16 protein-coding genes are annotated in these 19544 nt (G+C 50.5%); 14 read left to right on the top strand and 2 right to left on the bottom strand.

The window, feature by feature from the left end; translation table 11 throughout:
* The first annotated feature begins 89 nt into the window (after window positions 1-89).
* Window positions 90-2051 carry an ATP-dependent DNA helicase gene (locus NNL21_RS15305; RefSeq protein WP_204818143.1) on the top strand — a complete coding sequence of 654 codons (1962 nt, stop codon included), beginning with the start codon at window positions 90-92 and terminating at the stop codon, window positions 2049-2051.
* Between the two features lie 218 nt (window positions 2052-2269).
* Here NNL21_RS15305 and NNL21_RS15300 read toward each other — a convergent pair whose 3' ends face one another.
* Together NNL21_RS15300 and NNL21_RS15295 are read right to left on the bottom strand one after the other, a co-directional pair.
* Entirely contained in the window at window positions 2270-3016 is a 747-nt protein-coding gene (locus NNL21_RS15300) for a class I SAM-dependent methyltransferase (protein ID WP_204818142.1), read from the bottom strand.
* Window positions 3017-3121: 105 nt separating this feature from the next.
* Window positions 3122-3487 carry a VOC family protein gene (locus NNL21_RS15295; protein ID WP_204818141.1) on the bottom strand — a complete coding sequence of 122 codons (366 nt, stop codon included), beginning with the start codon at window positions 3485-3487 and terminating at the stop codon, window positions 3122-3124.
* 277 nt (window positions 3488-3764) lie between these two features.
* Here NNL21_RS15295 and NNL21_RS15290 point away from each other — a divergent pair, with 277 nt between their 5' ends.
* The 13 genes from NNL21_RS15290 to NNL21_RS15230 all read left to right on the top strand — a co-directional run bounded on the left by NNL21_RS15290 (window position 3765) and on the right by NNL21_RS15230 (window position 19541).
* Window positions 3765-4454: a response regulator transcription factor gene (locus NNL21_RS15290; protein ID WP_204818140.1), complete on the top strand. Its 690-nt coding sequence runs from the start codon at window positions 3765-3767 to the stop codon at window positions 4452-4454.
* Window positions 4442-5731 (top strand): sensor histidine kinase, encoded by a 1290-nt coding sequence (locus NNL21_RS15285; protein ID WP_204818139.1) that lies wholly within the window; start codon window positions 4442-4444, stop codon window positions 5729-5731. The genes NNL21_RS15290 and NNL21_RS15285 overlap by 13 nt, the downstream gene beginning before the upstream one ends.
* 134 nt (window positions 5732-5865) lie before the next feature.
* Window positions 5866-6558: an ABC transporter ATP-binding protein gene (locus tag NNL21_RS15280; protein ID WP_204818138.1), complete on the top strand. Its 693-nt coding sequence runs from the start codon at window positions 5866-5868 to the stop codon at window positions 6556-6558.
* A complete protein-coding gene (locus NNL21_RS15275; RefSeq protein WP_204818137.1) occupies window positions 6555-9080 on the top strand; it encodes an ABC transporter permease in 2526 nt (841 codons plus the stop codon). The genes NNL21_RS15280 and NNL21_RS15275 overlap by 4 nt, the downstream gene beginning before the upstream one ends.
* Before the next feature lie 830 nt (window positions 9081-9910).
* Complete coding sequence (locus NNL21_RS15270; protein ID WP_204818136.1) at window positions 9911-10564, top strand: futalosine hydrolase; 654 nt, start codon at window positions 9911-9913, stop codon at window positions 10562-10564.
* Entirely contained in the window at window positions 10564-11412 is an 849-nt protein-coding gene (locus NNL21_RS15265) for a 1,4-dihydroxy-6-naphtoate synthase (RefSeq protein WP_204818135.1), read from the top strand. Before NNL21_RS15270 ends, NNL21_RS15265 begins: the two co-directional genes overlap by 1 nt.
* 8 nt (window positions 11413-11420) lie before the next feature.
* Entirely contained in the window at window positions 11421-12458 is a 1038-nt protein-coding gene (locus NNL21_RS15260) for a LacI family DNA-binding transcriptional regulator (RefSeq protein WP_204818134.1), read from the top strand.
* A 427-nt stretch (window positions 12459-12885) separates the two neighbouring features.
* Window positions 12886-14085 (top strand): Gfo/Idh/MocA family protein, encoded by a 1200-nt coding sequence (locus NNL21_RS15255; RefSeq protein WP_204818133.1) that lies wholly within the window; start codon window positions 12886-12888, stop codon window positions 14083-14085.
* A 21-nt stretch (window positions 14086-14106) separates the two neighbouring features.
* The gene (locus NNL21_RS15250; protein ID WP_204818132.1) at window positions 14107-16080 is read left to right on the top strand and encodes an alpha/beta hydrolase; all 1974 of its coding nucleotides are present in this window, start codon (window positions 14107-14109) and stop codon (window positions 16078-16080) included.
* Between the two features lie 69 nt (window positions 16081-16149).
* Window positions 16150-16887 carry a glucosamine-6-phosphate deaminase gene (locus tag NNL21_RS15245; RefSeq protein ID WP_204818131.1) on the top strand — a complete coding sequence of 246 codons (738 nt, stop codon included), beginning with the start codon at window positions 16150-16152 and terminating at the stop codon, window positions 16885-16887.
* Between the two features lie 245 nt (window positions 16888-17132).
* Window positions 17133-17948, top strand: coding sequence for an aminoglycoside phosphotransferase family protein (locus NNL21_RS15240; RefSeq protein WP_256555266.1), 816 nt, complete (start codon window positions 17133-17135; stop codon window positions 17946-17948).
* Window positions 17949-18103: 155 nt separating this feature from the next.
* Entirely contained in the window at window positions 18104-18958 is an 855-nt protein-coding gene (locus tag NNL21_RS15235) for a sugar phosphate isomerase/epimerase family protein (protein ID WP_204818130.1), read from the top strand.
* Between the two features lie 85 nt (window positions 18959-19043).
* On the top strand, window positions 19044-19541 hold the full coding sequence (locus NNL21_RS15230; RefSeq protein ID WP_204818129.1) for a GNAT family N-acetyltransferase: 498 nt from the start codon (window positions 19044-19046) through the stop codon (window positions 19539-19541).
* The last annotated feature ends 3 nt before the right edge of the window (window positions 19542-19544 follow it).

The raw sequence follows: 19544 nt of genomic DNA, 5'->3' as shown, positions 1-19544 counted from the left end.
TGCTATTCGATGAGGATCATGTGATAATAAGTTCTTGTCTATGATTGACGTTCGGATTATTGATTATGATGGTTTGGAGGAAAAGACTCGTGGAGCGGTATCCTTTTGAATACGATCATACCCGGCCTTTTAGTCAGCAGGTCAGCGACTGGGCTGCGGATGTGTTTTATGACATTCTTCCCGAGGCTGGCTTCGAAGTGCGGGATGAGCAAATTTATATGGCCTTTCAACTTGAACGCGCATTCTCCGAGAAACAAGTAATCTTCGCCGAAGCGGGCGTCGGAACGGGGAAAACGCTCGTTTATTTGTTGTACGCGATTTGTTATGCCCGCTATACGCGCAAGCCTGCCGTTATCGCATGTGCGGATGAATCCCTCATTGAGCAGCTGGTTAAGCCAGGTGGAGACATCGCGAAGCTGAATGAATATTTGAATTTGACTATCGATGCAAGACTCGGAAAATCGCCAGATCAGTATGTGTGCTTGGTTAAGCTGGATACGGCCCGTTATGGCTATGAAGATACTGCCTTATATAAGGAGCTCTACGGTGAGCTGCCGGAATTCGTCAACACTCCCGCCGCGATGCAGTCATTCTATCCGTACGGGGACCGCAAGGATTACCCTCATATGACCGACGAGCAGTGGGATCGAATCGGATGGGATACGTTCCAGGATTGCTTCGTCTGCGAGAAGCGCCATCGGTGCGGACAAACGCTCTCGCGCGATCATTACAGACGTTCGGCCGACTTGATCGTATGCTCGCATGATTTCTACATGGAGCATCTGTGGACTTATGAGGGGAGAAAACGGGAGGGGCAGCTGCCGCTGCTGCCGGAGCACTGCTCCGTCGTCTTTGACGAGGGCCATCTGCTCGAATCCGCGGCCCAGAAAGCGTTGACGTACAAGCTCAAGCATGTCGTATTCGAAGAGCTCATTACCCGTCTTCTCAAAGGCGAGGTGCGGGAATCGCTCGCGGTGCTGATCGATGAAGCGATTGATCGCAGCGAATCGATGTTCAATGTGCTGGAGAATCAAGTGGACGCCATTCCCGGCTCGGAACGGAAGCGCGTGCTATTGAATGAGCAGCTGCTGCAGGAAATACGCTTCTTTCAGGAGATATTGACTTCAATCGAAGAAGAGCTCGTATTTGAAAGCGAGCTGTATACGTTGAACGATTATCAGCTGCGCATTGTGGAAGAGCATATCGAGATGATGCAGAAAGCGCTGAGCCTCTTTCAGCATTCGGATAAACTGATCTGCTGGGCAATCGAGAGCGTGACCGGGCTGACGCTGGTCATCATGCCAAGAACGGTGAAGGAAGTGCTGCAGGAGCGGGTATTCTCTACGCGAATGCCGATCGTATTCTCCTCGGCCACCTTGTCTGTAGAAGGTTCCTTCGATTATGTAGCGGACAGTATGGGGCTGGACAAGTATTTATCCTTCTCTGTCGATTCCTCGTATGATTATGCGGAGCAAATGAAGGTGTTTATGCCAAAGTGGCCGTTTGGGGGCACATTCTCGGAAAAAATGAAAACTGCGGTTAGCATGCTGGTGCGTACGGACGGCAGAGCCCTGATCCTGTTCCGGACCAAGGATGAGCTGCAGCAGTTTAAGAAGGAAATCGTCCATTATCCAGAGTGCGAAGGAATGCGCTTCGGATTTGAAGGGGACAAAGAAATCAGCCATCTGATCGAAGCGTTTCAGCATGATGAACAGAGTGTCCTGTGTGCGGTAAGCCTATGGGAGGGTCTTGATATTCCTGGACCATCGTTATCGAACGTTATCCTGTGGTCGCTTCCGTTCCCGCCGCAGGATCCCGTCTTTATGGCAAAGCGCCATAGCGTGAAGAATCCGTTCGAAGAGGTGGATCTGCCCTATATGCTGCTCCGCCTCAAGCAGGGTATGGGCCGGTTGATTCGTTCGCGCGGTGACCGCGGAGTCATTACGATACTCTGTGAAGAACAGCCTCAGCTAGAGCTGCTGCGGGAGCATATTAGCGGATTGCTGCCGGCTGGAGTGCAGCTTCAGGCTTCAATCGATGAGGATGAATGAGCAGGTTAAACCAAGCAGAGGATATGATGTTCTTCGTTTCAGGACATCGATCCTCTGTTTTTATGATACCCGCCTATAGAATCAGATAATGCTTGTTCTCATGCATCTTCCTTCGTATGTACTTATAGATTTTACAGCCTGCGATTAAGATCAGAACAACCGCTCCTAAAGGGATCAGCTTCTCAGGCGATCAAATACTCGCATTGCGCACCTCGGGCCTATATTTTTTGGCATTTAATAATAAGGGTAGTCGGAAGAAGCTTAGCTTTGTCGTAGGAATACCATCGATTCGCCTGCCACTCTAGGGGGTCTTCGGGTAAACGAACATCCTCAATCACATAGTCGATCTTAAACCCCTGATGGATTAACGCATTCAAATATGTACTAAGCTTAACCTGCTGCATAATCGCTGGAAGCTGCCATGCTTCGTGATCGTAGGGACCTTCTTCGTGATAGGATTTATGGATGACAAGCTGATCGTCCGAGAGCCGGGCGCGATTGTATAGCGGGTGCTCCCAGCTGAAGATGAATAGCCCGCCTTGTTTCAAATAGGTATGAACATTGGTGAAGGTCTGCTGCAAATTCGTGGTCCATCCCAGAGCAAAGATGGAGTAAACGATGTCATAATAGTTATGCGGCAGACCGGGATCCTGCTCCATCGGAGATTCAATTAAGGTGACGCTGGAGCTGCTGCTCGCCAATACTTTCGCCGCTGCTTCTAATTGTTTCGGGGAAAGATCAACGCCCCAAAGCTCACCGGCGCCTTGTTGGTCCATGTACAGCAGGGAGTGACCGCTGCCGCAGCCTAATTCCAATACTTTGCAGCTGGTGACATCCCCGAATAAATGCAGCTCATCCTCCCGGGGTGCATGAGGGCCAAATTCAGGAAGCGAGGTTCTCCCGAAAAAACGCTCCGCCGCGGCATCCCAGCTCGTTTTATTTAATGTAAGTGTGTCTGTATTCATTCATAGCAGCCTCCAGTATAAGGTGATCATTTTATATATTATGCACGTACCATAATTTACCTTTATGGTTGGTGAGCCTTTTCATAGGTCGACTATCTTCTTTGTTTATTTTCCAACTAAAACTACAACATTACCGTCCGGCGCTTCCATGACCGCGACGTGGCCGGATTCAGTTGCGAATGGCGTTCGAATCCATTGGATTTCCCGGTTGTTGCTTAATTCGGCATGGGCTTGACGTACGTCATCCACCAGGATTTCAACCTCGGTGAATTGGTTAACGGGGTGGTTGCTTAAGACAAGCTCAGAGCTATCTTGCCGGGGAAATTTCAACCCGATTACCGACCAGATGGATCCATCCTCGAGAGTCCGCTCGATCCTCCAATTTTCCGTTAATCCCATTGAAGTGTAGAAAGCAAGGGATTTCCCGATATCATTTGTGTGCATACAAACGCATTCCAGCTTTTTAAACATTGGAAGCATCTCCTTTATTCATGGCGTGGGAACGAATGTTCCCTCTAAGAGATCGTACTACTCCTTTCGTTTAAAATCAACCATATCCTTCCTTTTTAGATTCTAAGATTGGTTTGCGTTATACTAGTTAAAACTTCAAAGCTCTTCAAGGCTCATAATCAAGCACATCAAGTCTCGAGAGTGAACACATGATTGTCCGCGCTTCACGATATAGAGCATGCCTTATAGATTCATGAATCGACCATGTTTCGCTGACATTTAGGAGGGACTCATAATCTTGAGTACACGTATTTTATTAGTTGAGGATGATGAATCCCTTCATCGGGGCATCCAATTCACGCTGCAGCAGGAAGGATTCCACGTGCATAGCGCCCATAACCTTGCTGAAGCAAGAACCTGGCTCGTAGAGGATGACATCCATCTTATCCTGCTTGACGTGCAGCTGCCGGACGGGAATGGATTCGACTTCTGTACCGACATCAGGAAGAGCTGCGATACCCCGATTATATTCTTGACGGCAAGTGACCAGGAATTCGATATCGTCCGAGGCTTGGATCTTGGCGGCGACGACTATATCACGAAGCCATTTCGTTTGCGGGAGTTCCTGTCCCGCGTTCATGCTGTTCTAAGACGCCGCTATCCGATAAGCCGCGAGAAGGATAAAACCGTTCTAACAGCGGGCGGTCTTTCCTTGAATGTTGGGGAGATGCGCCTGGAGAATAACGGACAAGAGATTCCGCTAAGCATCACGGAATTTCGGCTGCTGAGCTTGTTCATGACTCATCCCCGTTCTGTGTTATCCAAAGACCAAATCATTGCTCATGTGTGGCCGGACGGAGTGGAGGTGCTCGATGACAACACAGTCGCAGTCAACATCCGCAGGCTGAGGGAAAAGATCGAACAAGATAAGCAGAACCCGCAATTCATTGTCACAGTGCGAGGTGCAGGGTACCGATGGAACGGATAGAGGAATCGAGCTCCGGGATTGCCCGTATGTGGCGAAACCCGTTCGTACGGAGCCTTGCTGTATCGCTAGCTGTCCTGTTGGTTATGGCCATCGTATCGATCATCCTGTACAGCCACTACTCAACGGAAAGACTGAAGAAGGATTGGCTGGATAAAGAAGCCGCTATGCTGGGAAGTCTGGCCAGTGAGCATCCTGAATGGGGAGAGCAATGGCTTCAACAATTAGTGGAAACGGACCCCCCGTCACCTGAAGCCGTGGCTGAAGGCCGTGAGATGATGGAACTCTATGGGATCAATACCAAGTTCAAGGCCCAGTGGCTTCCGATTCTAGGTGATTACCAATCACGGACACTCTGGCTAATGTTAAGCGGAACCGTTGGATTTGCACTCCTTACCGCCGTACTGCTGTACCGGGCCAGCAGCAGGCAGCTTAGAGAAATACGGAGCCTTGCCGTCTCATTGGAGGACACGGTGAAGCATAACCGGCCGTCAGCCTACCGGATTTACGATGAAGGCGAACTGGGATTACTGGCAAATGGCGTTCAGGAGCTTACGCTGCGGCTTGGGGAAACGATCGATCAGCTGCACAAGGAGAAGATCTTTCTCAAAGATACGGTTGCGGATATTTCCCACCAATTGAAAACCCCATTGGCTTCCTTAATGATCTACGTCGATTTGCTTCAAGGTGATCAGGTCGATGCCCAGCATACGGCCGAATTTCTGAGAACATGCCGGCGCGAGCTGGATCGAATGGAATGGCTCATCCTTGCTTTGCTCAAGCTTGCCCGCTTAGAAGCGGATGCCTTGGATATGAGCATGAAGGATGCGCCTCTTGCGGATACCGTCAAGCGGGCTGTGAATCCAATGGTTCCATTAGCGGTGAATAAGCAGGTCACGATAAGTATGGAAGAGTCTGATTCGAGTGTGTTTATTGCCCATGATCCCCACTGGCTGACGGAAGCGCTTGTGAATATCATCAAGAACGCGGTAGAGCACAGCCCTGCCGGGGGGACAGTTAAAGTCGGATGGGAGGTAACCCCCGTATTCATCCGCATGTATGTCAAGGATCAGGGGCGTGGAATCGATCCGCAGCATCTTCCTCATATTTTCAAGAAATTTTACAGAAATTCTTCTGAGGGCAGCGGGGTCGGTCTTGGTCTGCCGCTCGCCAAATCGATAGTCGAGAAACATGGTGGAATACTCTCTGCAACCGCTGAGCCAAGCGGCGGCACCCTCTTTCAGCTAACGCTGCCGCTGCATCCGTTCCCAGCTCAATAGACAAGCTTACAGAACTGTAAGCGGATGCCCCACTTTCCTGTAAGGTTGCCGCGATATACTGGGTTCGTTGCAACAAATGTAGGCGGGATCATCTCTGCCTCTAATGAATCCGATAATCAGGAGTGGAGTCATACATGAATGTCATTAGTGTAGATGGACTAAGTAAGTCTTATGGCAAAGGAACAACACAGGTCAATGCTCTCCATGATGTAACCTTCTCCATCAATCAAGGCGAGCTCGTCGCCGTTGTCGGCGCGAGCGGATCTGGCAAGAGCACCCTGCTGCATATGCTGGGGGGGCTTGATAAGCCGAGCGGCGGATATGTCCACATTGACGGCGAGAATTTATATGAGCTGAAGGAGAAGGAGCGGGCGGTATTCCGGCGCAGAAAAATCGGGTTTATCTTTCAATCGTACAACCTCATTCCTGTCTTGAACGTGGAAGAAAACATTCAATTGCCCTTGCTGCTTGATCACCGTCAGCCGGATAAAGCCTATATCCAGGATCTCATCCAGACGCTGGGGCTGCAGGAGCGCCGGAAGCACTTGCCTTCCGAGCTCTCCGGAGGGCAGCAGCAGCGGGTAGCGATCGGCAGGGCGCTTGCCTACCGCCCTGCCATCGTGCTGGCGGATGAACCCACCGGCAACCTGGACAGCCGAAACGGACAGGAGGTCATTGAGCTCTTGAAGCTCGCCGTGCGCCAGTATCATCAGACGGTCGTCGTCATTACCCATGACATGAATGTAGCCGCAGAAGCGTCACGCGTCCTGACACTGCAAGACGGCAGGCTCCTCAGCGATACGAGCAGCAATGGGAGGGGCGTATGAGAAGCTATGGCGCAATGGCAGGACGGTATCTGAAGCAGCAGCGCAAGAAATCGGTCTTGACCATCATAGGCATTATCCTGTCTGTCGCTTTGATCAGTTCCTTGGGGACGATGGGCCAGGCATTGAAGGATAACATGATCCTCAATACCAAATATGAGGAAGGCTCCTTTTACTTTGGTTATAGCAAGCCTAGCCCAGAGTTGTATAAGACGCTCCAGAAACATATACTGATCGATCAGCTTGGCGTTTATCGCGCCGGTAACGAAATCCCGCTTACCGATGAGTATTCTGTTAAGCTCAGTACAGCAGATGAAGAGGGCTTCAAGCTTCTTCCGATTCATCTCTATGAAGGCCGGCTGCCTGCGGCAGATCATGAGCTCGCCGTAGAGCAATGGCTCCTCGACAAGCTGCCGGGGACGCCAGGGCTTCACGGATCGACGCAAATAGAAGGTCCGGACGGGAAGACCCGTAATTACGAGATTGTGGGTGTACTGAACAATCAGAAGAGGAGTCAGTCCAAAGGCTCGTCCGAGGCGTTCACATATGCCCCTTCCGCGAACACGGCTATCGATTCACAAGCGATGGTGCTCCTCACGCTGAAACCGGAAGTCGATATTAATCAACAAGTTGAAGATTTTAAGAAGCTGAACGACAGCTTGTTTACCAATCATCAGCTGTTGGCTCTTATGGGCGAATCGGCTGACGGCAATCTTAATCTGACGCTAGCCATTATCTTCGGCACGTTGATTGGCCTTGTCGTACTCTCGACGGTCGCTGTCATTTACAATGCTTTTCATATCGCCGTAATCGAGCGGATCCGGCAGTTCGGGCTGCTCCGCACGCTGGGCGCTTCTCCGGGACAAATCCGCAGCTTGGTTCTTCGTGAAGCGACCATGTTATCTGCTATCGGGGTTCCTCTGGGCTTGTTGATCGGTTGGTTCGGCATGTGGCTTGTGCTCTGGCTGATGACACAGAGCGGGATGAAAATCATGATGATGGAGACGTTCGAGCTCACCTTCCATTGGTGGATCATGGGTGGGAGCTTCGTGATCGGCTTCGCGGCCGTCTATATAGCGGCATGGCTTCCTGCCCGCAAAGCTTCAAGCGTGTCCCCGGTTGAAGCTGTCAAGGGTGCCGGCAGTATTGTAAGGGAATCCTACAGGCGCGTGCGTATTCCTTCGCTTCTTGGCCTAATGGGCATCGAGGGCCAGATGGCCTCGAACAATATTCGCCGCAATCGAACGAAATTCCTGATAACGACGTTCTCAATTGTCATTAGTATTACGCTGTTTATCTCGTTTCATTATTTTACAAGTCAAGCCTTGACCATAACGACCACGACGAACGAGGACGATCGGATCGCTTTCCAACTCAATACCAATCTGCTCGTCGACGACACTGGCAAGCCGAATGTCGTGTCTGACGAAGCGATGAAGGTGATTGGCGGTCTTCCCGGCATTCACGGAGTATATGGTATTTATCAAAGCTTTGACTTTCAAATCGTTGTACCCGAGCCGGTGCTTAAGAGCGATTTTGTTGAGAAGACGAACATGGCGCTTGAGCGGGTGGATACGAACCTTATCCTTTATTCGGATCTATTCTTGTATGATGAGGCAAGATTAAAGGAAGCCTCGAAGTACTTGCAAAGCGGAACAGTTGATCCGAAGCTGTTAGCCGATCAGGACGGGGTCATCCTGGTGCAGACGGTCAAACCGTTAACTACAGATGGCAAGAAAGAAATCATGCCGATTACGCGTTACAAGGTAGGCGATAAGCTGACCATCATGACGGAGTATTCATCTGAGCCTGCAAAGCAGCAGATTCGCGAGGTTACGGTTGCTGGTATTCTTACTCAATCCCCTTTCGGTGCGCCTTACCAAGAGAATACATTGGTCATGATTGCCGCAAAACCAACCATTGCCAAGCTGATGGAGGCAAGGACCGGATCGGCTGACGATGCCTCCGCGATGACCGGTAGAACGGGTCTTGAGGTCGCGATGAAGGATGGGGCCGATCCCGAGCCTGTGAAGCAGAGACTCGAAGAGCTCTCTCGTACGATACCGGGAAGCCGGCTGGTCGATATTGCCGAGGAGCAGAAGGAAACGCGTAATTTCAATCTTCAGATGAAAATTTTCGTCTACGGCTTCTTGATCATCATTGGCGTAATTGGAAGCTTGAATATTATCAATACGGTACAGACGAATTTGCTGCTAAGACGCAAAGAAATCGGTTTGCTGCAAGCAGTTGGGATGACGATGGGGCAAATCCGCCGCATGGCATCCTTGGAGGGCATGTGGTTCGGAGTCATCGGCAGCTTCTGGGGGATCTTGCTAGGTGTGGGCTTCAGCTACTTCTTGTACCTGCAGCTATCCAGCGTTCAGGGCTTCCCGTTTGAATTCCCTTGGGGAGCTCCACTTGCCGCATGCGGTGCCTCATTGCTAGTCGGGATGATTTCGGTGCAAGGCCCGCTCAGCCGAATGGAGAAGGCAAATCTGCTTGAAGAGCTGCGTGAAGAAGCTTAATGGATTAAAAAAAGAAGGGTAACCTTACTGCTCATGTCCGGCAGGGGTTATTCTTCTTTGCTATTTCGGGGATCGATGAGAGTGGATTGCTTAGTGACGGACATCTGTGTAGCTGTTATGATCTTCTCAATCAATACATACTAGCTGAGGATTCAAGGGGATATCCAAGCTGATCGAAGTATTGTCTGGTGATGGTCACAGGTTTATACTGATTCGGTACTTACCATTGATGAGTATTCAAGAGTTGAGTTGTTATATCTGAATGCAATCAAAGCATTTATGAATGAATTACTGATCCGTTCAGTAGAGATTGAAATGCTGACGAAGTGGAATGACGAACTTATCGTAACGAGAAATCGATTCTTACACGACTGAAATGAAAAATTTGTATGATCGGATAGAGGAAGGCGATGGGTTAAATCGTACGGAGACCGCCATTCTAACACAGCTTGCGCTTAAAGAAGAACTGGGCTGCAGGATAAAGGGGAAATCACAATTCTATGTACACTTCGGATATGACTATTATATGTATATCGGCAGTGTGAAACCGTGTGATCATGCCATACATGAAATTAGAAAATCCGGTTTGTTTATAGAAGAATATGAATCACCCTATCAAGAAGATGATGAATAGGAAGGAAATGATCACTTGTGCGTATGAATGACTCCATGGGCTGCTCTTGTTGAGTCTATAATGTATTTCGTGTAAACTTTCCTTTAGATTATTGATTTATGGCCAGCATGATTTCAAATCTCACTTACTCGGATTGATAGAGGCTCGATTATGACACATTAGCAACTGGCTCACTAAGCTGTTAGGAGATTATGGAATGAACAAAACAAACTCAAGGATTCTCATCGTAACGTCAGTATCGGCTGAGCGGGATGCGGTACTGCGCGGGCTTCAGGGCGCAGATCGATTTGATGTTATAATTGGCGGTGTTGGAACAGCGGCTGCAGCCGCTAGTACCGCGACTGCACTGGTGACGGGGAAGTATGAGCTAGTTGTGTGTGCAGGTATCGGAGGCGGCTTTGCAGATCGTGCCGAGATAGGCTCACTTGTCGTAGCCAGCGAAATTATTGCCGCAGATTTGGGTGCGGAGACGGCTGAAGGCTTCTTAAGCTTGGACGAGCTTGGTTTCGGATCTGCTCGATCCGAGGTTGAACATAACGCCGGAATACGACTCATTCACGCCTTGCAAAAGGCGGGACAGCCGGTAACGTCGGGTCCTGTGCTGACCGTAACGACGGTGACGGGAACGGCTGCAACAGCAGCGGTTTTAATGGAGAGGGTGCCTGGTGCATCGGCAGAAGCGATGGAGGGTTATGGAGTCGCAGCTGCATGCCGGCTTCAAGGTATTCCTGTGATGGAAATTCGCGCCATATCGAATGCGGTAGGACCGCGTAATCGCGATGCATGGCGAATCGGAGACGCGCTGCAAGCCTTGGAAGCCGCGAGCTCGCTATTCATGGAGGTATTATAATGAACATTGCTTATTCCCCTTGCCCTAACGACACTTTCGTATTCCATGCATGGGCGCATGGCCTGGTACCGGGTGCACCAGAGTTGAACGTTACGTATGCAGATATCGATATTACGAACCATTTGGCAGTTCGGGCTGAAGGACCGGAGGTTCTCAAAATCTCCTATGCCGCCTTGCCTTGGGTGCTGTCAGAGTATGCATTGCTGCCATGCGGCGGCGCACTAGGAAGAGGCTGTGGACCGCTTGTACTGACATCTGGCCGTATGGGAGATAGCGGCGACCCGGCGATCCTGAGCGGCAAACGCGTAGCTGTGCCCAGTGAGCGGTCAACCGCTTATTTGTTGTTCCGGTTATGGGCGGCTCAGCAAGTACCAGGGAGCATCGGCGAGATCGTCGTCATGCCTTTTCATGAGATTATGCCCGCGGTTCGAGACGGCTTGATCGATGCCGGACTCGTCATACACGAAGCAAGATTTACCTACCAGAATTATGGTCTATCGCTTCTGACGGATCTAGGCAACTGGTGGGAATCCGATACCGGGCTACCCATTCCGCTAGGCGCGATTATCGCCCGGCGGTCGCTCGACTTGGAGGCAATCACGAAGTGGACACGTGCATCAGTCGAATATGCATGGGCAAATCCGAAGGCTTCGCAGCAATATATTATGGACCACGCTCAAGAAATGTCACCCGAGGTAGCTCAGGCACACATCAATTTGTATGTTAATGAATTCACGGCAAACCTGGGTGAGAGCGGGTATGGAGCGGTTACCTCCTTACTGACGCGTGCGGCGCAGGAAGGGCTTGTTCCCGAAGTGGATCTATCCGCACTGCGGCTCGGAAAGTGAGTAATCCTGTGAAAAGACCCATCACGATTCATGATATTGCCAAGCTGGCAGAGGTTTCTTCTGCGACGGTCTCCCGCGTATTGAGCGGAAGCGATTATCCGGTGAGTGCTGCAACGAGAGAAAAGATACAGCGAATCGCCAAGGAATCGAACTATATTCCGAATATGCTGGGCAAGCAATTGAAAACAAATTCTAGTATGACGATTGGCGTTATTATCCCTTCAATTAGCAATCCCTTTTATTCCTCGGTCATTCTTGGCATCGAAGGGATCGCTCGTCAGAAAGGGTTCCACGTCATTGTTTGCAATTCCCTCCATGATGCTGCACTGGAGCAGGAATATTTGAAGACGATCGCAGAGAAGCAAGTGAAAGGGCTCATTATTTCATCCATCGGAAGCGATCAGGCTATGCTTCAGAAGCTGATGGATACGGGGATGAAGGTGATCGCCATCGATCAGAAGGTCGATGGGGAGGGCATAAGTCAGATCGAATTCGATTACCGCAAGGGCGGGTATATGGCGACGAAACATCTGCAATCCATGGGACACCGGAAGATTGGCTATGTCACCTCGCAGCTGGACAGACCGAGCCGTAGAAGCATCTATCAAGGTTACGAGGAAGCGATGAGAGAATTAGACCTTGAGCCGTTAACAGCTGAATCGGCAGAAGATGATGTGTACAACAGTCTGAATGAATTCAATATGGGCAAGAAGTTAGCGGGTAAGCTGTTGGAAGCTGTCCATCCGCCTACAGCCATATTTGCGTGTAATGATGTGATGGCCTTTGGTGTCATTAATGAGCTCTCACTCCGCGGATTACAGGTTCCAAGGGACATGTCGGTGATCGGGTTCGATGGCATTGAATATGGACAAATGATCCATCCGCCACTCACCACGATCAAGCAGCCCGATTACGAAATGGGGAGAATGGCCTGCAGTATGCTGTTGGATTTGCTCAATGGGGAGACAAAACCGGTGTACGACGTTGTGCTGCAGCCTCAATTGTTAGAACGTAGCTCGGTTGCCGATGTGCAATCCAAACCATAAGCGTATATTACGACCGGTATTGCGGCTGCAATACCGGTTTTATTTTATTTATAAGGATTTTGCATGCTACTCCGGCATTCATCGCAGTTTAGGTTTGCTGTACGCTCATTTCCAGTATCCAGTACAGTGCAGTATCTAGTCTGAGGTCGCCTCAACGCTTGCTTACCAGGTATGTAGGGGATAAGGAATTGGAGCCTATTATAGTAATCGATTACTTATTCGATAGAAATTCACTTCGTTTCCGGTGTCGGAACCCGGAGTTGAAGCGTTGTTATGTGTGAAAATAGTCAATAACACAATCGATCCATAAATTCATCTCCAAAATTCTCTGTTCAGAAAAGGAAATGATATGCTATAATGCGGCTATAGTAATCGATTACTGTTGGTATACTGCAACCAATGTTCTGGATAAAAGGGGGGGTTATCAGTGAAAAAATATGTGCTCGTCGGTGCAGGCTCCAGAGCTCTGCATATGTTTGCCAAACCGATGTCAGAGGAATGGAAGGATGTGATCCAATTCTGCGGTGTGTATGACACCAACCGTATACGAGCAGATTTGCTGAGTGCAGAATGCGGTTATGTCACAGTGTTTGATAATTTCGATCGAATGCTGGTGTCCGTAAAGCCCGATGTTGTCGTCGTGGCAAGCGCAGACTTTACCCATCACACCTATATCATTGCAGCGCTGCGTGCGGGCTGTGACGTCATTACCGAGAAGCCGATGACTATCGATGCCGAGAAATGCCGGGAAATTCTTGAAGAAGAGCGCCGCAGCGGACGTAAGGTTACGGTTACCTTCAATCTCCGGTTTGCGCCGTATTTTGCTAAGATCAAAGAGCTGGTCGCCTCCGGAGTCATCGGGGACGTGTACCATGCTGCGTTAGAATGGCATTTGGACCGGAGTCATGGGGCCGACTACTTTCGCCGTTGGCATTCGGAGATGGCAAAGAGCGGAGGGCTGCTGGTTCATAAGTCGACGCATCATTTCGATGTCATGAACTGGTGGCTCAATAGCAAGCCTGCCGAGGTTCATGCTTTCGGCTCCAGAAGAGTATACGGACCAACGCGAGCGAAGAGAGGTCAGCGGTGCCTGTCTTGTTCCTATACATCCACCTGTGAGTTTTATATGGATCTATCCGATCACCCCTTCATGGAAAAGTATTATTATCAAGCGGAAAGTGAAGACGGTTACATACGGGACCGCTGCGTCTTTCATGATGAGATCGACATTTACGATACGATGTCCGTCCAGGTTCGTTATGACAGCGGAGCATTACTAACGTATTCGCTGGTGGCCTATAGTCCGTATGAGGGCTGGCGAGCCACCTTGAATGGGAGTGATGGCCGGATGGAGCTCATCCAAGGCAAGGAAAGCCGGATCCGGATCATCAAGTTGGATGGGACCCTTGAAGAGGTCGAGGTTCCATCTGATGAAGGGAACCATGGCGGTGGCGATGAAAGGCTTCTCCGAACGTTGTTTGAAGGAAGTATCAATGATCCGCTAAGTCAGCAGGCAGACAGTTATGCGGGAGCGTTATCCCTGCTCATCGGTCATGCTGCTAACCGCTCGATCAAAGAAGGCGTACCTGTGCAGATTGATGATTTGCTTCCCGTTGTTGCTTCATAACCAGGAATGGAGGAGTCGGAGATGACCACTTTATCTGATCTTGAGCATTATATTTGCACGCTGTACGATACGAGGGATCAATTCAAGCGTCATATCTTTGACCGTGCGGATCTGGCATTTGCCGAAGGGGATCGTGCACGGGATCAGATTCACACGACAGAACAGCTGATGGCCAGAAAGGCTGAGATGAGGCGCTTATTTCTAGAGTCGGTAGGCGGATTGCCTGCAAGCGGGGCTTCTTTGAATGCAAGAACAACGAATGTGGTGGAGGGTGACGGATTTCGGGTTGAACATGTTGTGTTCGAATCGAGGCCGGGCCATATCGTGACTGCGAATTTATATATGCCCGTTACCAGGGAAGCAAGCTGTCCAGCAGTTCTGTTTCTATGCGGACACGACCGTGAGGCCAAGCATAGTGAACGCTATCACGCCGTGTGCAGCAGACTTGCGCTTACTGGATTGATTGTGCTGGCAATCGATCCGCTCGGGCAGGGCGAACGTCTAAGCTATCTGCCGCAAGACGGGCGCGTGGAAGATGCGATCTGGGGGACGCAGGAGCACCAGCATGCAGGCGCACAATGTCTGCCGCTCGGACAGGGCTTGGCCCGATATTTTGTACATGATGCGATCCGGGCTGTCGATTATCTGACCGAGCGACCGGAGGTTGACTCCGCACGGATCGGCTTGACGGGCAACTCCGGTGGAGGAACTCAGGCGTCGATGCTCATGATCTGCGATGACCGCATCGCTGCAGCCGCTCCGGGAACCTTCATCATGAACCGCCAAATCTACATGCACGCAGGCGGTGTCCAAGATGCGGAACAGATCTGGCGAGGATTAACGGCGCACGGATTCGATCACGAAGATATTCTGCTTGCATTCGCTCCCAAGCCGCTCGCCGTCCTTGCCGTGACCTACGATTTCTTCCCGATCGAAGCGACGCGGCGGACAGTCAGCCGCGTCCGGAGGTTCTGGGAGATGCATGGCAGGAGTGACCAATTGCTGCTGATCGAGGATGAATCCTTGCATCGGTATACGGATAAATTGGCGGAATCAGCGTCGGCTTTCTTCTCTGAGCATCTGCTTCACCGTAAGCTGCTTCGTGAGGATCCTAACCCGCGATTGATTCCCGCGAAGCAGCTTCACTGTACCAAGAGCGGTCAGGTGTTAGCCGACTGGAAGGATGCGAGAACGGTATGGCATGAGAACGCCGACACGGCCAAGGAGCTGGAGCGAATCCGGTCGGAACGCCATTCGGAAACTGCCAAGATGAACGGGATCGGGTGGCTTAAAGAACGAGTATTTGCTTACCGTGACCCATGCAATCTGAATCCCCGCCGCGTGCATCTCGGCCTTACAGAGGATGGTCTCGCTGTGGAATATGTGCTTTGGTGGTCTCAGGCAGGGATGATGAACAGCGGGATGATATTTCGAAGCGAAGCCGCGGCCGATGAGCGGGGACTTCCTCTGACAGTAGCCGTATGGGAGCGTGGAACGGAAGCATTGAATCAACACAGGGAATGGCTGATCGGCTGCTGCGCCGCAGGAAAGGCCGTTCTTGTGCTGAACTGCAGCGGCGTGGGTCCACATTCTCCTTATCCGATTTATGGCAGCCCTCCACTAGCGTTCTATGGCGTTATGCATAAGCTTTCCGACGAGCTGCTCTGGTTGGACGACAGCTTGACCGCGATGCGGGTGTTCGACATCATTCGCTGCCTTGACTTGGTTGATCATATCCAAGTGCAGCAGGCCGGAGCCGTTGATATGTATACAGATGGCCGTACGAATCTATATGTACAGCTAGCCGCGGCATTGGATGCAAGGGTCGGGCGTATTGAACAGACCCATTCCATCGATAGTGTGGCAGAATGGGTTAGTGCTTATGACTACGATGAGGAAGACGCGATGAGCTATATTTTACCGGGCATGCTGCACTATTTTGATCTCCCTGAGCTGGAGCGATGGCGTCATGAGGAGCCGCAATCAACATCTTAGATTGATCCCAACAGCCCGTTAGATGACAGAACGATATTCTATATAACCTACCAGGGAGGTAAAATCACGATGCAAATTCATATATTGGACAATGCCGACCAACTCGGACTCGAGGCTGCGCGTGCCTGTGAAGCTGCGCTTAAGGAAATCATTGCGGAGAAGGGTTGGGCACGCATCGCTCTCTCTACGGGAGCCTCGCAGTTCGAGTTTCTGAAGCATTTCACTAGACTCGATATACAATGGGACAAGGTGGAGATGTTCCATTTGGATGAATATATTGCGCTTCCGGAGGAGCATCCCGCTAGCTTCCGCAAATATTTGAAGGAGCGATTCCTAGCGCATGTGAACATCGGCCAATATTGGCTTGTCGATGGAGAAGGCGATGTCGGAGAAACGGTACGCCAACTGAATGAGGAAATCGCTAAAGCTCCGATTGATCTGGCATTGATCGGCATTGGAGAGAACGCGCATATTGCGTTCAATGATCCGCCTGCCGATTTTGACAAGGCAGATCCGTATCATATCGTCAATCTGAATGAAACCTGCAAGCAGCAGCAGGTGGGAGAGGGCTGGTTCGCTACGTTGGAAGATGTGCCCAAGCAAGCGATCAGCATGTCCGTCAAGCAAATTATGAGAAGCTTGCGAATCATATCCTGTGTACCTCGACAAGCGAAGGCGAGAGCCATCGGCATGACGCTGCGGTCGCAGCTCGATCCTAACTGTCCTGCGACGATGTTGAAATCGCATTCGAATTGGCAGCTGTACCTGGATAAGGATTCCGCATCCGAAATATACGTGCCGGTGTAAACGGGCAAGATATCCCCGCTGTCAGATAAGTTGTTACCGCTGGAGCCGATCGGCTCCAGTTTTTTTATGCCTTACCATCCTTCTCTTCCAAGCAGGCCATTCCATATGTTACTATGAAAGGAATAAATAAGAGGAGGCGATTGTTCGTGGAAGAACAGGTATCAGCTCGGGCGTTTACTATTAGGGGGAAGCGCATAATTGCCCGTCAACCCGTGTGACCCCCGCTAATTTGGAAGGGGATTCATATGAACAACCCAAATCATCAAGAAAATGAAATGAACCCGGTCGAGAATGAGACCGTCCTATCTACCGTTAAGTCGGTTTCCCGCCAAGGAGACGTTGTGTTACGGCCTGCGGGGGAATGGACCCCCCATATTCATGCATTATTAGGTCACCTAAGAGAACATGGCTTCTCGGCCGCACCTGGCATCGTAGGCAGCGGAACCGATGCGTCTGGCCGCGAGACTCTTGAATACATTCAAGGGGAATTCGTACATCCCGCCCCTTGGAGTGATGAAGGTCTTGTAGAAGTCGGCCGGCTCGTACGCCGTCTTCATGATACTGCGGCATCATATACGCCTGCGGAGAACGCGGTATGGCAGCCTTGGTTTCTTCGCGGCATAGCCGGTAACGGCCGTCAGATCATCAGCCATGGCGATATTGCGCCTTGGAATATGGTGACGAAGGATGGGCTGCCGATCGGTCTTATTGATTGGGAATTCACCGGTCCCGTCAATTCGTTGGCGGAGCTGGCGCGAGTCTGTTGGCTGTTTCCACAGCTTGACGACGAGGATGTCGCAAGCCGCGTGGGCTTGCCGTCTCCAGAGATAAGAGCTCGGCAGCTGCGGCTTCTTCTAGATGGATACGGACTAACTCAAGAAGAGCGGAGAGGCTTCGTCGATCTCATTATCGAGGTTGCCGTTCGCGAAGCGGCTGAGGAAGCCGTGGAGGCCGATGTGAAGATGGAGAGCGAAGGCCCGCTATGGGGTCTCGCTTGGCGAATTCGCGCAGCTTCTTGGATGCTCCGTCATCGCAGTCTGCTGGAAGATGCCCTTAAGTAGGAAGGCTATGAGCATACAATCGTAAACGCAACTTATAACCCCACTGTGATGACTGACACTGTTCAGATGTTGCAATGGGGTTCTTTTACACGCTGGAATCCGGACTCTCTGCCGATAACCTTAATTGTCGATGGGAAGGAGATACAGTATTTTGAATGGGGAGTGAGATCGGTATGTTCTCTTATAGCGCGACACAGTGGATTTTTGGCAAGGAAGAGCTCGAAGCAAGCTTTGAACGGCTGCGCAAGTTCGGATACGATGGTATCGAGCTCGCAGGCGAGCCGGGATCGACCGATCTTGGCAAGGTTAGGCGGTTGATGAATGAATCTGGACTTGCCTGCACATCCATTTGCGGAATTTATTCCGCAGACCGGGATCTGTCGCATCATGACCCTGCTACAAGAACCGCAGCCGTTCAATATGTGAAAGATTGTGTGGATATGGCTGCGGTGCTGGGAGCGAAAATTGTCATTGTTGTCCCGACTTCTGTTGGCCGGACAAGCCCGCTTACGAGCTCCGGACAGGAATGGAAGCTGGCGGTCGATAGTCTGCGTCATGCGGGAGCGTATGCGGCAAGTAAAGACGTGTATTTGGCGATTGAGGCGCTTAATCGTTTCGAAACATATTTAGTTAACAGGCTTGAGTCAGCCAAGCAATTGGCTGAGCAGGTTAACCACCCTCATGTTGGCATTATGGCGGATCTGTTTCATATGAATATCGAGGAGCGGGATCATGTGCAAGCTCTTCGGCAAATCGCTTCTCGTCTCGTTCATGTTCATATTGCGGATAATACCCGGGAAGCGGCTGGGCTGGGACAGACGGATTTCACCGAGGTCATCCGAGCATTAATTGAAATCGGCTATCGGGGGGCGCTTACGATGGAGTTTCTGCCTCCAGTCTCGAATCCATATTTGGCTGCGGCAAGTATCGGGTCAAATGCTGTTTTTGATGATTATGCACGGCAATCCATTGGACATCTGAAAGAAATTGTATCGAATCTGACAGAATAGCTGAGGAACCGGCTAAGAAAGAATGTATAACCTGTAACCCGTGACAATAGGATGTACCGTAAGCTTGAATAGGTGGTGTGTAGGCATGATTGTTCCCGCGATCGTCAACACGCAGATGAATCTCATTCAAGAGGACGGATGCACGGTCATCCGGGCTGTACAAGCGAATGAAGGCCATACCGTTATTCTCTATACGGGGCAGAGCGGGTATGATATTTTTGCGCGAATTGTATATCAAACAGGTGTTACGACCAAACGGTATCAGAATGATCTTGCCATGTTCATTCAGAAGAAACCGCGCGAGCATGCATGGCGGCTCCTGTACATCCGAATACTTGGGGACAAAATCAACAACGGTTACGGCACGATCATGATGAATCAACTGTTAGACAACGCTAGACAGAAGAATATCGATTATATCGACGGGCATATGCAGGCCACCGATAATAAGGAGCATGATGCAAGACTGTACCACTTTTATACCAAATTCGGCTTCACCATCGATTCTGAGCGTAATATTGTATGGAGAAAAAGCGGTCATGACGCTCCAAACAGCCATGAGTGGTATAATGGACAGGACTAACAC

Source organism: Paenibacillus mendelii, assembly GCF_024498075.1.
Taxonomy (GTDB): Bacteria; Bacillota; Bacilli; order Paenibacillales; family Paenibacillaceae; genus Paenibacillus_Z; species Paenibacillus_Z mendelii.
The sequence above is the reverse complement of the archived record's forward strand: the minus strand, read 5'-3'. Positions and strand labels throughout refer to the sequence as shown.